The following is a 13,682-nucleotide window of genomic DNA, read 5'->3' as shown; positions in this document are numbered from 1 at the left end:
AGATGAACGAGGTCCTGCTCAGAGGCCTCACGCCGAGCGTGCTCGCCGTCCTCGTCCGCCGCGGAGCCGACTTCGCGGCGGCCGAGGACGCGGTGCAGGACGCCCTGGTCGAGGCGGTCCGCGTCTGGCCGGCCGACCCGCCGCGGGACCCCAAGGGCTGGCTGATCACCGTGGCCTGGCGCAAGTTCCTCGACGCGGCCCGTGCGGACTCCGCCCGCCGCAAGCGCGAGGACCGCGTCGAGGAGGAACCCGCGCCCGGCCCCGCGCCCGGGGCGGACGACACGCTGCAGCTCTACTTCCTCTGCGCCCACCCTTCGCTGACCCCGTCGTCCGCGGTGGCGCTCACGCTGCGCGCGGTCGGCGGGCTGACCACCCGGCAGATCGCCCAGGCCTACCTGGTGCCCGAGGCGACCATGGCGCAGCGCATCAGCCGGGCCAAACGCACCGTGTCCGGCGTGCGGTTCGACCAGGCGGGCGACGTCGCCACCGTGCTGCGCGTCCTCTACCTCGTCTTCAACGAGGGCTACTCCGGCGACGTCGACCTGGCCGCCGAGGCCATCCGGTTGACCCGGCAGCTCGCCGCCGGGATCGACCACCCCGAGGTGGCGGGGCTGCTCGCCCTCATGCTGCTCCACCACGCCCGGCGCGCCGCCCGGACCGCGCCGGACGGCAGCCTGGTGCCGCTCGCCGAGCAGGACCGCGGCCGCTGGGACACGAAGGCGATCGCCGAGGGCGTCGACATCCTCCAGGCCGCCCTGGCCCGGGACCGGCTGGGTGAGTTCCAGGCCCAGGCCGCCATCGCCGCCCTGCACGCCGACGCCCTCACCGCCGAGGAGACCGACTGGGTCCAGATCGTCGAGTGGTACGACGAGCTCGCCCGCATCACCGACAGCCCCGTCGTCCGCCTCAACCGCGCGGTCGCCGTCGGCGAGGCCGACGGAGCACGCGCCGGTCTCGCCGCGCTCGCCGAGCTGGACACCTCACTGCCCCGCCATACGGCGGTGGCAGCGCACCTCCACGAGCGTGACGGTGACCTGGACACGGCGGCACGGCTGTACGCCGAGGCGGCGCAGAAGGCCCTCGATCTCGCCGAACGCGACCATCTGACGCGGCAGGCGGCCCGGCTCAACTCACGGCGGAGCCGCTGACTGAGCTGCTGACGGAACCGCCCTCGGAGGCACCCGTGCCGCGCACGCACCGTCCTTCCTGGAACGCCGCGCGGACGCGCCCCTTCAGCCCGGTGAAGTCGTACGGGTCGCCGTCCACGACGACCAGGTCGGCCCGTCTGCCAGGGGCGATGGTCCCCGTCGTGTCGTCGAGGCCGAGGAGTTCGGCCGCGGAGGAGGTGGTGGCCGCGAGCACGGCGGCGGGCTTCATGCCGCCTGCCGCCATCAGGGCGAGCTCCTCCAGGTTGCGGCCGTGCGGGGCGACGCCCGAGTCGGCAAGTCACCGGGCAACCGCCAGGCCGTCTACGAGTGGCGCGCCGACGCCTGGGTCGGCTGCCTCCAGCACCAGCTCGAACGGACCAGGCAACTGCAGGAGCCGGCCGAGATCGTGCAGGACCACGGCGGTCGGCTGCCGTCCGCCCAGCGGGCGCGTCTGCGCGACATGCGGGACTACTACGGCTTCATGGTGCGGGAGTTGGAGCGGCCGCCGGCGGAGTACACGGGGCGGTTCGGGGAGCGTTGACGCGGGCTCGGCCTGCCGGCCGGGCGGGGCAGGGTGGGCCGGTGCGGATGAAATCGGTTGCGGCGAGGTCGGCGAGCCCGGTGAGCTGGGTACATGGGCGGTGTCACGGAGCAGGCGCAGCGGCCGGGACCGGCCGTGCGCCCGGGCGGCAACCCGCTCCGCGGCGGAGGGCGGCGGTGCTGGGGGCCTTGATGCTGGCCGCCTTCACCTTCAACACCGCGGAGAACCTGCCGGTCGGCCTGCTCCAGCTCATCTCGGACAGCCTTCGGGTCCCGCTGTCGGCGGTCGGCCTTCTGGTCACCGGATACGGCGTGACGGTGGCCCTCACGTCCGTGCCGATCGCCCATGTCGTGCGGGCCGTGCCCCGTCGCAGCCGCGTCCCGACAAGTGGGGCACCATGCGCCTGACCACCACCGGGCGCCGCACCGGCCGGCAGCGCAGCGTCATCGTCGCGTACGTCGAAGACGGCCCGAGACTGGTCACGTTGGCGATGAACGGATGGGGTGAGGCCGAGCCCGCGTGGTGGCTCAACCTGCAGGCCCATCCGGACGCGACGGTCGACCTGGTCGGCGGCCGGCGCCAGGTGCGAGCCTGCGCGGCAACGGGCGACGAGCGGTCGCGCCTCTGGACCCGCTGGCGCGAGATCGACGCCGACCTGGACGCCCTCGCGGCGCTAAGGTCGTCCGAGACGGCGGTGGTGATCCTGGAACCCGAGAACCAGGGAGCCGAGCATCGCACCGGGTGAGTGTCTGGAGGCGGCGGCGTGAAAGAGACTGATCTGGAGCTGGGCGACGGGCGAGGACTGCATGTCTACGACACCGCCGCGGAGGACTCCGACGGCCGCCCCGTCGTCTTCTGGCACCACGGCACGCCGAACATCGGTGCCCCGCCCGAGCCGCTCTTCCCGTTGTCCGACCGGCTCGGCATCCGCTGGGTGTCGTACGACCGGCCCGGCTACGGCGGGTCCACGCCCCGGCCCGGTCGCGACATCGCCTCGGCCGCGGCCGATGTGGCCGCTGTCGCCGACGAGTTGGGCATCGAGCAGTTCGGGGTCATGGGCCATTCCGGTGGCTCCCCGCACGCCTTGGCATGCGGCGCCCTGCTGCCGGACCGTGTCCTCGCGGTCGTCGCGATGGCGGGACTGGCTCCGTTCGGGGCCGAGGGGCTCGACTGGTTCGCGGGCATGTCGGACTCCAGCCTGGCCTCCCTGGGGGCCGCCGCCGAAGGACGCGCGGCGAAGGAGGCCCGCGAGGCGTCCGCCGAGTACGACCCGGAGATGTTCACCCCGGCCGATCACGCCGCACTGGCCGGAGAGTGGTCCTGGGTCATCGATGTGGTCGGTCCTGCCCTGGAGGTGGGCCACCCGGCGGCGCTGATCGACGACGACCTGGCGTACGTCGCCCCCTGGGGGTTCGACCCCGGGCAGATCAAGGCACCGGTCCTCTTCGTGCACGGCGAGAGCGACCGCGTCGTGCCCAGCTCCCACAGCCGGTGGCTCGCGGCCCGATGCCCCACGGCGGAGCTGCGGTCGGTCCCGGGCGCCGGACACGTCTCCGTGCTCGGCGAGGCCGCGAACGCCCTCGAATGGCTCGCGGAACGCGTCATGTCCTGACGCTGACGGCCTCGACGCGCGCCGCCGTCAGGACCCGGCGGTGGACGCGTGGCGGGCCAACTCCGCGGCCAGGCGCCGCATGACCGTGCGGTTCGCGCGCCGCATCACCGTCCGTACCACGGGAGCCAGCAGCCGGTCGGCCAGCGGGTCGCGCTCCCAGGCGTAGGTGAACGAGACGCGGCTGCCGCCCGCCGGCAACGGCTCGACGGTGTAAGTGCCGTGGGCCACGCGTCCGCCGGCCGCGCTGACGTTGCGCTCGACGATGCGGCGCGGTGCGTCGGCCTCGACGACCTCGATGGTGACGTCCGTCTTCGCGCCGCCCAGCGCCGCGGCGACCGTGGCGTGCGAGCCGATGCCGCGATCGGGGCCGCTGCGGCGCCAGTTGGTCAGGTAGTGGTCGGTGAACCGCTCGTGGTGCGCCATGACATCGAGGAAGCCGTAGACCTGCTCGGGCGTCTGCGGCACTTCGGTCGACACGGTGACGGGCTTCATGTACCACACGGTACATCTGGCATGTACCGATTGGTACACTCGCGACGTGACGAGCACGGAGGAAGCGCATCCCGAGGACCGGGCCGGGCGTCGCGCGGAAGGGGACCGGCGCGCACAACTGGTGGACGCGGCGGTCGAGCACGTGGCGGCCCACGGCATCGCGGACCTCAGCCTGCGCCGCCTGGGCGCCGCGATCGGCGTCAGTCACCGCATGCTGATCCACTACTTCGGCTCCAAGGAGCAGCTGCTCGTCGAGATCGTCCGGACGTCGGAGCGGCGCCAACGGGAGCTGCTGTCGCGCCTGCGTCTGGAGCCCGGCCTCTCGCCCGCCGACGCCGCCCGGTTGCTGTGGCGGCAGCTCACGGACCCTCGACTGGCCGGTCAGGAACGGCTGTTCTTCGAAATCTACGGCCACGCGCTGCGAGGCCGCCCGGAGGCCGTGCCCATCCTCGGCGGACTCGTGACGGACTGGCTGGAGCCCCTCGTGGCCGCCGAGGTCGCCGCCGGAGCGGACCCGGTGGCAGCCCGGAATCGTGCCAGGCTGGGCCTCGCCACGGTCCGCGGCCTCCTGCTCGACCTGCTCGCCACCGGTGACCGCGCCGGCGTCGACGCGGCCATGGAGGAGTTCCTTCGGCTGTACTACGGCTCGGACTGACGGTGCGGCCGGCCCGCTACACCTTGCCGACGACCTCGGCGCGCAGCACGGAGTACATCACCATGTCGCGCCATCTGCCGTCCCGGAAACAGGCGCCCCGGAGGACGCCCTCGCGGGTGAAGCCCGCCCACTCCAGGGCCCGTTGCTCGGCGATGTTCACGATCTCGGTGCCGGCCTCGATGCGGTTGACCTGTGTGTGGGCGAAGAGGTACTCGACGAGCCGGCGCTGCGCCTGCTTGCCGTAGCCCTTGCCGCGTTCGGCGGTCAGCAAGGAGATGCCGATGTTCCAGCAGGGCGACTTCGGGCCCTGGAAAACCTGATGCCATTGCACTTCGCCGACGAACCGGTTGTCGTCCCCCGCGACGGTCAGGCGTCCGCCCTCGGCGGAGATGAATCCTTGGTCGGCCCATTGCCGGCGGAGCAGGCCGGGATTGCGGTATCCGAAGAAGCCCAGCTCGCCGGCCTCGGCGCGGTCCTCATGGAGGCGCTCGAGCAGGTCGAGGTCCTTCTCGGCGATGGGGCGCAGGTGAACGTGATCAGGCACGTGCCCCAGGCTATGTGCTGCGATGCAAATGATCTAGGTGGGCGCAGTACCGGGTGGGGCGACGCAGGGACACCGGGGCCGGGGCCCGCGGCGTCCCGCACGGCGGACCGTCAGCCGGCCGCGTCGACGCTGCCCCGAGCGGCGCGCACCTCCTCCGCGAGCGCCGCGTACCGGCGTTCCAGCGCCTTTCCCGCACCGCCGCGCCAACTCTGCGCCATCGACGCCGACATGGGATCCGGGAAGATGTCCTCCTCGCCCTTCTCCACGCCGTCGAAGATGCCGCGAGCGACGGACTCGGCGGACGCCTTCGGGGCGTCGAGATCGCGGGTCATGTCGGTGTCGACGATGCCGGTCAGGACCGCGTGCACGCTGACACCCCGCTCGGCCAGCAGCGCACGCAGCGACTGCGTCAGCGAGAACGCCGCCGCCTTCGAGACCGAGTACGCCGGGATGAGCGGCAGGGGAGCGAACGCGTTCACGGACAGGTTGTTGACGACGGCTCCCCGCGATCGCGTCAGCAGGGGCAGGAACGCCCGGGTCACCTCGTGAAGCCCGAACAGGTTGACGGCGAGGTGCTGTTGGAGCGTGGCCGCCTCGCTCAAGTCGTCGTAGAGCGCCAGGCCGGCGTTGTTGACCAGGAGGTCGAGCGAGGGGACCTGCTCGACGGCGCGTCGGATCTGTGCCGCGTCGGTCACATCAAGAGTCAGGGGCGTGACGCGCGCGTCCGAAAGGGGCAACGGCACGCGGGTGCCGGCGTAGACCTGCCTCGCGCCCCTGCTCAGGGCCTCCTCGACGAGCGCTCGTCCGATGCCGCGGTTGGCGCCGGTGACCAGTACGGTCCTGTCTGCGATCTGCATCATGATGTGGTCTTCGCTTTCGTCATGGACTCGAACGTCGGTACCAGGAGGGGGTCGTTGAACGCCGTGATGCGGGAGATCCGGGAACCGATCAGCGTCAGGACCTGGACGCCGTACGGCTGGAAGTGGCCGTCCCCCGTGTGCTGGTGGACGACGAAGGCGGGCCGGCCGTTGGCGTGGGTGGGCGAGAGTCGCCACAGGCCCGCCCGCATCACGCGATGAGCCAGGAAGCCGGCCACCGCGTGCCGTCCCGTGAACCAGGTCGGGATCGGCGGCATCTCCATCTCGACGTCTGCTCTGAGCAGTTGGACGAGTGCGTCGGGGTCGGCCCGGGTGAAGGCGTCGACGTAGCCGTCGAGAAGCGCGCGGCGGGCCTGCTCGTCCGGTTCGGCGAGGTCGTCCTCGACCGGGCCCGCCTCGGCCAGACGGGTCCGCGCGCGGCGCAGGGCGCTGTCCACGGCCGCGGGGGTCGTGTCCAGCATCTCGGCGACCTCGGACGTCCTGAACGCCAGCACGTCGCGCATGGTCAGCACGGCCCGCTGCCGGGCGGGCAGGAACTGGAGCGCGGCGATGAAGGCGAGGCGCACTCCGCTGCGTGCGGCCACGGTCGTGGCCGGGTCGTCGGCGCCGAAGAGCGCGTCCGGCGCCGGCTGGAGCCACGCCACCGACGGCTCGCGATCGGCCATGGCCACCCGGTGGTCCTCGGACGGAGCGCCCAGCCCCGAGGGAAGCGGCCGCCGCCCGCGAGTCTCCAGCGCCGTCAGACAGGCCATGGTGGCGATCTTGTACAGCCAGCGGCGCAGCGTGGAGCGGCCCTCGAAGCGGTCGTACGCACGCCACGCGCGCAGGTAGGTCTCCTGCACCAGGTCCTCGGCGTCATGGATCGAGCCGAGCAGGCGGTAGCAGTGAGCGAGCAGTTCCGGCCTCAACGGCTCGGTGAGAGTGGCGAATTCGTCCGATGCCGGCATGGTGCCTTCCTTGGGTGTGCTCAGCCGAGCGGGCGCAGACCGGCGCCGCTGATCCGGTACTCGGGCGCGCTGTCCGGGTCGGCGGCGAGGTCGGTGACGGCCTTGGCGACCTGCTCCGGGGTGAGCACCGGCTGCAGGCCCGCGACGAAGGTGTCCCGGTCGACGCCCTGCCGTGCGGCGTAACCCGCGACGCCGGCCGAGCCGAGCGCGGTCGCCGGAGTCAGCTGCGGAAGGAGCGTGACGAAGCGGATGTCCAGCTTGGCCCGGCGCGACTCCTCCGCCGCGTAGCCGGTCAGGTACCGGACGGCCGCCTTGGCACTGGCGTAGCCGCCGCTGAGCGGGGATCCGGCCAGGACGGCGCCGCTGGAGAGGGCGACGACCACGCTGCCCGGCGCCAGCGGCTCCCGTAGCGCCGCCTGGGTCCAGGCGAAGGCGTGCCGGGTGTCGGTGTGCCAGTTGCCGCTGAATGTCTCCCAGGTCTGTTCCTGCAGGGGCGCCATGTGCGGGGTGGCCCCGGCGTTGAGGACGAGCAGGCCGGGGCGGTGGTCGCGGATGACCCGCTGCGCGACGGACTCGTCGGTGGCGTCGGCGGTCACGGGTGTGAAGCCGTCGCCGAGTTCGTCGCGTACGGCGCGCAGGTCCCGCTCGGTGCGGGCGATGCCGACGACGCGGGTGCCCGCGGCGACGAGCGCGGCGCTGATGGCGCGCCCGAAGCCGCGGCCGGCGCCGGTGACGACGGCTGTGTGGAGGGGATCGGACATGAGGTACTCCCGGGGCGGTGGTCTCGGTCGTTCGGGTTCGGTCGGGTATCAAGACCAGCCGCCGCCGGGAAAACCGTCGCCGCGGCCGACGGCGGGGGAGTGACATGGGTCACACCTCCGCCGTCGGCGCTCCGGCCGCCCCGGCCGGTCCTCAGACCCGCGACGGCAGCCCGAACCGTCGTACGAGATCGGCGTCATGGAACGCCGTGACCTCGGCGATCGCCGGGCCGCGCAGGGTGAGGACGTCGACGCTGAAGGCTTCGCCGTCCACGTACTTCGCGAAGCCGGGCTGTCCGTTGGCCCGCAGCGGGAGCAGGTGGAAGCGCCGGCCCGGCATGCGGGCCCAGAGCAGCCGGACGACGTGGTCACGACCGGCGAACCAGGCCGGATTGGGCGGCATCTGCCAGACCGCGTCCTCGGTGAGCAGCCGGGTGAGGGCGGGGATGTCGGCCCGTGTGAAGGCGTCGGCGTAGCGGTCCAGCAGGTCGCGCTGCTCCTGCTCGTCCGGCTCGGTGATCTCGTCGATGGCCGGTGCCAGCCGCTCCAGCCGGGCCCGGGCGCGCTGGAGCGTGCTGTGCACCGCGGCCGGGGAGACGCCGAGCACGTCGGCGGCCTCCTCCGCCGACCAGGCCAGCACGTCACGCAGGATGAGCACCGTCCGCTGCTGCGGCGGCAGGTGCTGCAGAGCGGCGATGAGAGCCAGCCGCAGACCGGTCCGCCCGGCCACGATGGCCGCGGGATCAGCCCGGTCGTCCGGCATCGGCTCCAGCCAGGAGATCTCCGTGTCCCTCCCGCCCGTGGCGATCGGGTCGGAGGCGGGGGCGCCCAGTCCGGCGGGCAGCACCCGGCGGCTGCCGTGCCGCAGGGCGTTGAGACAGGCGTTGGTGGCGATCCGGTACAGCCAGGTGCGCAGCGAGGCACGGCCCTCGAAGTCGCCGTAGGACCGCCAGGCCCGTAGATAGGTCTCCTGCACCAGGTCCTCGGCGTCCTGCACCGACCCCAGCATCCGGTAGCAGTGGGTCAGCAGTTCACGCCGCAGCGGCCCGGTCAGGCGGACGAACTCGTCATGCTGCTGTTCGATCACGGTCACGCGAATTTCCTCCCTTTCTTGTGCAGACCCTTCGGGCCGCCGGAATTCGTCGGGCCGGGCCCGGCCAATCGCGACGGGCGACCGGTCGGTACGGGCATGGACAGAAAATGGGTTCTGGGGCTCGCCTCCGCGGGCTCGGTGATGGTGGCGCTCGACGCCACGGTGGTGACCACGGCGCTGAGCCGGATCCGGCTGGATCTGGGCACGTCGATCGAACAACTCGAGTGGACGGTGAACGCCTACAGTTTGAGCTTCGCCGTCCTGCTGATGACCGGGGCCGTGCTGGGCGACCGGTTCGGGCGCCGGAGGATCTTCACCGTCGGGCTGGCGCTGTTCACGGCGGCCTCCGCCGCGTGCGCGCTCGCGCCGGGCGTGGGCTGGCTGATCGCCGCACGGGCCGCGCAGGGTGCCGGTGCCGCGCTGGTGATGCCGCTGGCGATGGCGTTGCTCGGCGCCGCCTATCCGCCGCCCGAGCGGCCCCGGGCGCTGGGCCTGTTCGCCGGCCTGACCGGGCTCGCGGTGGTCGGCGGCCCGGTGGTGGGCGGCGCCGTGACGCAGGGGCTCGCCTGGCAGTGGATCTTCTGGCTGAACCTGCCGATCGGCCTGACCGTCATCCCGCTGGTGCTGCGCCGGGTCCCGGAGAGCCGGGGCGCCGCGGGCCGGGTGGACGGCGGCGGGCTGGTGCTGGTCACGGGGGCCGCGCTCGGCCTGGTGTGGGGACTGATCCGCTCGAACGCGGCCGGATGGGGCAGTGCGGAGGTGGTCGGAACATTGGCCGGGGGCGTGGTCTGCGCCGTCGCCTTCGTCGCCTGGCAGCGCGTCGCCGAACGGCCGATGGTGCCACTGGGCCTCTTCCGGCTCCCCGGCTTCGCCGCGGGCAACGCCGCCGGCGTGTTCCTCTACGCCTCGCTCTACGGATCGTTGTTCTTCGCGGCGCAGTTCTTCCAGACGGGGCGCGGTGACCGGCCGCTGGCGTCCGGGCTGCACCTGCTGGCCTGGACCGCGGCGGTGACGGTCGTGGCGCCCTGGGCGGGACGGCTGACGCCCCGCGTCGGCGCGCGGCCGCTCGCGGCGCTCGGACTGGCCCTGCAGGCGGCCGGGATGGGCTGGCTCGCGCTCGTCGCCACTCCGTCCGCGCCGTACTGGGAACTGATCGGCCCGATGCTCATCGCCGGAACCGGCGTGAGCATGGCGATGCCGGCCACCCAGACGGCCGTGCTCAACGCGGTCGCCCCCGAGCAGATCGGCAAGGCGTCCGGCGTCTTCAACACCGGCCGACAGCTCGGCGGGGTCTTCGGGGTCGCTGTCCTGGCCCTGGTGTTCGGCAAGTCCGGCGGCTACACGGGGCCGGCGGCCTTCACCGACGGATTCACCGCGGCGATCGCCGTCAGCGGCACGCTGTCGCTGGCCGGAGCGGCCGTCGCCCTGGCCATCCCGGGCCGACCGAAGGTCACCCCGTCCCCCGCGCCCGCCGAGCCGCCCGTACTGACGACGAACCGCTGACCGGCACGGCCCGGAGGGCGTCCAGGGCGACGCACGCCTCGAGGGCGCCCCCGAATGCGCGCAGCACGCCTGGGCCGCACGCTTGGATCATGGCCACTGACCAGCCCGTCGTCATCTACCCGCCCACCGATGACGGCGGCCGCCGCGTCCGCATCGGCGACCACTTCGTCGGTCTGGCCTACGGACTCCTCGACGTCGCCGCCTTCATCCAGGAGGCCGGACTGCAGGACTGGGACGAGATGGACGTCGCCCGCTCCGCGCTCATCGAGTGGCGGGGCGGCGGCGCGGACGTGTGGAGCCACTGAGCACCGCGGCACGCACGGCGTTCAGCCCCCCGTGCTCTCCCGGACGATGACCCGGTAGCCGACCACCTCGTCACGCAGGGTCACGGAATCCGGTGCGTCGATCCGCTCCAGGAGCAGGGATACGGCGGCCCGTGCGATCTCGCGCTTGTCGGGGGCGACGGTGGTCAGGCTGGGCACGCTGAACCGGGACGCCTCGATGTCGTCGAAGCCGATCACGTCGAGCTCGCCCGGTACGGAGTGGCCGCGCTCGTGCAGGGCGCGCAGCGCGCCGAGCGCCAGGTGGTCGTTCAGGCACAGCAGCGCGTCCGGACGGGGGCGGCGCTCCACCAGCGCGGCCGCCGCCCGGGCACCGTCCTGCCAGTGGTAGGCATCCACCGGAAGCACCAGGTCCGGCTCGAAGGGCAGGCCGGCCGCCTCCATGGCCTCGCGGTAGCCGTCGGTGCGCAGCCGGTCGGTGCCCTGGCGGCCGCGGACGGCGCCGCCGATGACGGCGATGCGGCGGCGGCCCCGGGAGAGCAGATGCTCGGTGGCCTCGCGGGCGGCCCGTACGTTGTCGATGCCGACGTGGTCGGTGCCGCCCTCGGCCGGGCGTTCACCGAGCAGTACCACCGGAAGGCGCCGGTCCCGGGTGGCGAGGTCGCGCGGGTTGAGGGCGAGCGGGCTGAGGATCACGCCGTCGGAGAACTGGGCGTCGAAGCCGTGCAGCGCGGCCAGTTCGCGCTCGCGCACGGCGCCGGTCTGATGGATCAGCACCGTCTGGCCGCGGGTGTCGGCCTCGGCCATCACATGCTTGGCCAGTTCGGAGAAGTAGGCCACGTCGAGCTCGGGAACGGCGAGGGTGATCATGCCGGTTCGGCCCTGGCGCAACTGGCGTCCGGCGATGTTCACGCGGTAGCCGAGGGCGTCGATCGCCTCCTGGACGGCGGCGCGGGTCCGCTCCGAGACGTGCTCGAAGTTGTTGATCACGTTGGAGACGGTCTTGGGCGAGACGCCCGCATACTCCGCCACGTCCTTGATCCTGGGTCTGGCCGCCACGCTGTTCATCCTTCCGCCTGCCCGTGATCGTACCGACCGTAAAGAAATCGGTTGCGGGCCGGATCGGTTTCCGCCGAACCATTTGCATCGATGTAATCGCCATGGTGACATAGCGCCGCACCACCCCCGCAGCACCCCCGGCACCGCTTCACGGCGCGCGCCCCGGCATCGCTTCAGGCGCATGCCTCGGCACCGCCCCGAGGCGCGCCCCAGCACCACCTCAAGGCCCAAGGAGACCCATGTCCTTCCCCCGTCCCTCGGATCAGCCCCGCCCGGAGTACCCCCGGCCCCAGTTCGTGCGCGAGGCCTGGCTCAACCTCAACGGCGAGTGGCAGTTCGAGATCGACCGGTCCGACACCGGGCTCGAGCGCGGCCTGCGCGAACGCGAGCTCGCGGGCCGCATCGTGGTCCCGTTCTGCCCGGAGTCGGCGCTCTCCGGGATCGGCGAGACCGACTTCCTGGAGGTCGTGTGGTACCGGCGCACGGTGACCGTCCCGGACGCCTGGACGGACTCCCGCGTCCTGCTGCACTTCGGAGCCGTGGACCACGACACGACCGTGTGGGCCGACGGCGTCGAAGTGGCCCGGCACCGGGGCGGCTTCACCCCGTTCACCGCCGACCTCGGCGAAGTCGCCGTGGCCGGGCAGGAGATGACGATCGTTGTGCGGGCCCGTGACAGCCGGCACGGCGTCCAGGCCCGCGGAAAGCAGTCCACCTGGTACGCCAACTCCCACTGCCACTACACCCGTACGACCGGCATCTGGCAGACCGTGTGGCTGGAGCCGGTCCCGCGGGCCGCCGCTCTCAAGCGCCCGCGCATCACCCCCGACCTGGCCTCCGGCTCCTTCCACCTGGAACTGCCGCTGACGGCCAACCTCCCGGGCCACCGGGTGCGTGCCACGCTCGCCGACGAGCAGGGCGACATCCTCACCGCCGAGACCCGCGCTGACCTCGACCTCGCACCCCGCCTGGTCCTCACCGTGCCCGCAGACCGCCTGCGCCCGTGGTCGCCCACGGACCCGCACCTGTACGACCTCACCCTTCAACTCCTCGACGCCGATGGGCGGATCGTGGACACGGCCACCTCCTACGCCGGTCTGCGCTCGGTCTCCGTCCAGGGCAAGCGGCTGCTGCTCAACGGCGAACCCGTCTTCCAGCGTCTCGTGCTCGACCAGGGCTATCACCCCGACGGCCTGATGACGGCGCCCACCGACGCCGATCTGGTCCGCGACATCGAGCTGGGCCTGCGCGCCGGCTTCAACGGCGCCCGCCTGCACCAGAAGGTCTTCGAGGAGCGCTACCTCCACCACGCCGACCGGCTCGGCTACCTGGTCTGGGGCGAGTTCGGCGACTGGGGCTGCGAGACCGGCGCCCGCGACGACAACCAGCGGCCCGACGCCTCGTACGTCAGCCAGTGGCTGGAGGCCCTGGAGCGGGACTACTCGCACCCCTCGATCGTCGGCTGGTGCCCGCTGAACGAGACGTACCAGCCGCTGCACGACCGCATCACCCAGCTCGACGACGTCACCCGTGCCATGTTCCTGGCCACCAAGCAGGCCGACGCCACCCGCCCGGTCGTCGACGCCTCCGGCTACGCCCACCGCGTCGCCGAGACCGACGTCTACGACTCGCACTGCTACGAGCAGGACCCGGCCGCCTTCGCCAAGGCGATGTCGGGGCTCGCGGAGGACCGGCCGTACGTCAACACCGCCCCGGACGGCCGTCCGTGGTCGGTGCCGTATCGCGGGCAGCCGTACTTCTGCAGCGAGTTCGGCGGCATCTGGTGGGACCCCGAGGCCGCCGCCGCGGCGGGCGACCAGCGCGACGCGTCCTGGGGCTACGGCGAACGGCCGTACACGGAGGAGGAGTTCGCGGACCGTTTCGCCGGTCTGACGGGCGTGCTGCTCGACGACCCCGACATGTTCGGCTACTGCTACACCCAGCTCACCGACGTATTCCAGGAGCGCAACGGCATCTACCGCTTCGACCGCTCCGAGAAGCTCGACATCGAACACCTGCGGCGGGCCCAGACGCGTCCGGCGGCCTACGAGGGCACGCCGTAGCGCCGGCTCAGGTGCAGCAGACACTCCTGCCTGAAATTTACATCGATGTAAAACCGTGCGGCGTCGGTGCGTGAGTCACGATCTTCGTGCACCGCCGCCCGTGGAAAG

At 72.5% G+C, this 13,682-nt stretch carries 16 protein-coding genes and 1 pseudogene; 9 read left to right on the top strand and 8 right to left on the bottom strand.

The features are described from left to right. The first annotated feature begins 2 nt into the window (after positions 1-2). Positions 3-1,148, top strand: a complete 1,146-nt coding sequence (locus tag ACGFYN_RS19460) for an RNA polymerase sigma factor (protein ID WP_393867131.1) — start codon at positions 3-5, stop codon at positions 1,146-1,148. On the opposite strand, the gene ACGFYN_RS19455 is transcribed toward ACGFYN_RS19460, so the two are convergent. Continuing rightward, the gene (locus ACGFYN_RS19455) at positions 1,126-1,392 is read right to left on the bottom strand and encodes an amidohydrolase family protein (protein ID WP_393867049.1); all 267 of its coding nucleotides are present in this window, start codon (positions 1,390-1,392) and stop codon (positions 1,126-1,128) included. The two genes, ACGFYN_RS19460 and ACGFYN_RS19455, sit on opposite strands and share 23 nt — an antisense overlap. A gap of 27 nt (positions 1,393-1,419) precedes the next feature. Between ACGFYN_RS19455 and ACGFYN_RS19450 the strand changes: the two genes are divergently transcribed. From ACGFYN_RS19450 to ACGFYN_RS19435, 4 genes and pseudogenes are all read left to right on the top strand, one after another. Next, positions 1,420-1,689 carry a hypothetical protein gene (locus ACGFYN_RS19450; protein WP_393867048.1) on the top strand — a complete coding sequence of 90 codons (270 nt, stop codon included), beginning with the start codon at positions 1,420-1,422 and terminating at the stop codon, positions 1,687-1,689. 191 nt (positions 1,690-1,880) lie between these two features. Beyond that, positions 1,881-2,060, top strand: a pseudogene (locus tag ACGFYN_RS19445) (MFS transporter); the annotation flags it as partial. A 26-nt stretch (positions 2,061-2,086) separates the two neighbouring features. Next, positions 2,087-2,434: a nitroreductase/quinone reductase family protein gene (locus ACGFYN_RS19440; RefSeq protein WP_393867047.1), complete on the top strand. Its 348-nt coding sequence runs from the start codon at positions 2,087-2,089 to the stop codon at positions 2,432-2,434. An 18-nt stretch (positions 2,435-2,452) separates the two neighbouring features. After that, positions 2,453-3,301 (top strand): alpha/beta fold hydrolase, encoded by an 849-nt coding sequence (locus ACGFYN_RS19435; protein WP_393867046.1) that lies wholly within the window; start codon positions 2,453-2,455, stop codon positions 3,299-3,301. A 27-nt stretch (positions 3,302-3,328) separates the two neighbouring features. On the opposite strand, the gene ACGFYN_RS19430 is transcribed toward ACGFYN_RS19435, so the two are convergent. After that, positions 3,329-3,793: an SRPBCC family protein gene (locus tag ACGFYN_RS19430; protein WP_393867045.1), complete on the bottom strand. Its 465-nt coding sequence runs from the start codon at positions 3,791-3,793 to the stop codon at positions 3,329-3,331. 46 nt (positions 3,794-3,839) lie between these two features. Between ACGFYN_RS19430 and ACGFYN_RS19425 the strand changes: the two genes are divergently transcribed. Next, positions 3,840-4,448, top strand: a complete 609-nt coding sequence (locus ACGFYN_RS19425; RefSeq protein ID WP_393867044.1) for a TetR/AcrR family transcriptional regulator — start codon at positions 3,840-3,842, stop codon at positions 4,446-4,448. A gap of 16 nt (positions 4,449-4,464) precedes the next feature. On the opposite strand, the gene ACGFYN_RS19420 is transcribed toward ACGFYN_RS19425, so the two are convergent. The 5 genes from ACGFYN_RS19420 to ACGFYN_RS19400 form a co-directional block, all read right to left on the bottom strand. Next, positions 4,465-4,992 carry a GNAT family N-acetyltransferase gene (locus ACGFYN_RS19420; protein WP_393867043.1) on the bottom strand — a complete coding sequence of 176 codons (528 nt, stop codon included), beginning with the start codon at positions 4,990-4,992 and terminating at the stop codon, positions 4,465-4,467. Between the two features lie 110 nt (positions 4,993-5,102). Continuing rightward, positions 5,103-5,852 carry an SDR family NAD(P)-dependent oxidoreductase gene (locus ACGFYN_RS19415; protein ID WP_393867042.1) on the bottom strand — a complete coding sequence of 250 codons (750 nt, stop codon included), beginning with the start codon at positions 5,850-5,852 and terminating at the stop codon, positions 5,103-5,105. Then, positions 5,849-6,841, bottom strand: a complete 993-nt coding sequence (locus ACGFYN_RS19410; RefSeq protein ID WP_393867130.1) for a sigma-70 family RNA polymerase sigma factor — start codon at positions 6,839-6,841, stop codon at positions 5,849-5,851. The genes ACGFYN_RS19415 and ACGFYN_RS19410 overlap by 4 nt, the downstream gene beginning before the upstream one ends. After that, complete coding sequence (locus tag ACGFYN_RS19405) at positions 6,838-7,578, bottom strand: SDR family oxidoreductase (protein WP_393867041.1); 741 nt, start codon at positions 7,576-7,578, stop codon at positions 6,838-6,840. The genes ACGFYN_RS19410 and ACGFYN_RS19405 overlap by 4 nt, the downstream gene beginning before the upstream one ends. 151 nt (positions 7,579-7,729) lie before the next feature. Continuing rightward, positions 7,730-8,668: a sigma-70 family RNA polymerase sigma factor gene (locus ACGFYN_RS19400; RefSeq protein ID WP_393867040.1), complete on the bottom strand. Its 939-nt coding sequence runs from the start codon at positions 8,666-8,668 to the stop codon at positions 7,730-7,732. 96 nt (positions 8,669-8,764) lie between these two features. Here ACGFYN_RS19400 and ACGFYN_RS19395 point away from each other — a divergent pair, with 96 nt between their 5' ends. Further along, positions 8,765-10,171 carry a DHA2 family efflux MFS transporter permease subunit gene (locus tag ACGFYN_RS19395; protein ID WP_393867039.1) on the top strand — a complete coding sequence of 469 codons (1,407 nt, stop codon included), beginning with the start codon at positions 8,765-8,767 and terminating at the stop codon, positions 10,169-10,171. A gap of 89 nt (positions 10,172-10,260) precedes the next feature. Beyond that, the gene (locus ACGFYN_RS19390; protein ID WP_393867038.1) at positions 10,261-10,476 is read left to right on the top strand and encodes a hypothetical protein; all 216 of its coding nucleotides are present in this window, start codon (positions 10,261-10,263) and stop codon (positions 10,474-10,476) included. Positions 10,477-10,497: 21 nt separating this feature from the next. Here ACGFYN_RS19390 and ACGFYN_RS19385 read toward each other — a convergent pair whose 3' ends face one another. Continuing rightward, positions 10,498-11,520, bottom strand: coding sequence for a LacI family DNA-binding transcriptional regulator (locus ACGFYN_RS19385; RefSeq protein WP_393867037.1), 1,023 nt, complete (start codon positions 11,518-11,520; stop codon positions 10,498-10,500). A 230-nt stretch (positions 11,521-11,750) separates the two neighbouring features. Between ACGFYN_RS19385 and ACGFYN_RS19380 the strand changes: the two genes are divergently transcribed. Continuing rightward, entirely contained in the window at positions 11,751-13,574 is a 1,824-nt protein-coding gene (locus ACGFYN_RS19380) for a glycoside hydrolase family 2 protein (protein ID WP_393867036.1), read from the top strand. Positions 13,575-13,682: the final 108 nt, after the last annotated feature.

Source organism: Streptomyces sp. NPDC048419, from assembly GCF_043200415.1.
Lineage (GTDB): Bacteria > Actinomycetota > Actinomycetes > Streptomycetales > Streptomycetaceae > Streptomyces.
This window is presented reverse-complemented; position numbering and strand designations above follow the sequence as displayed.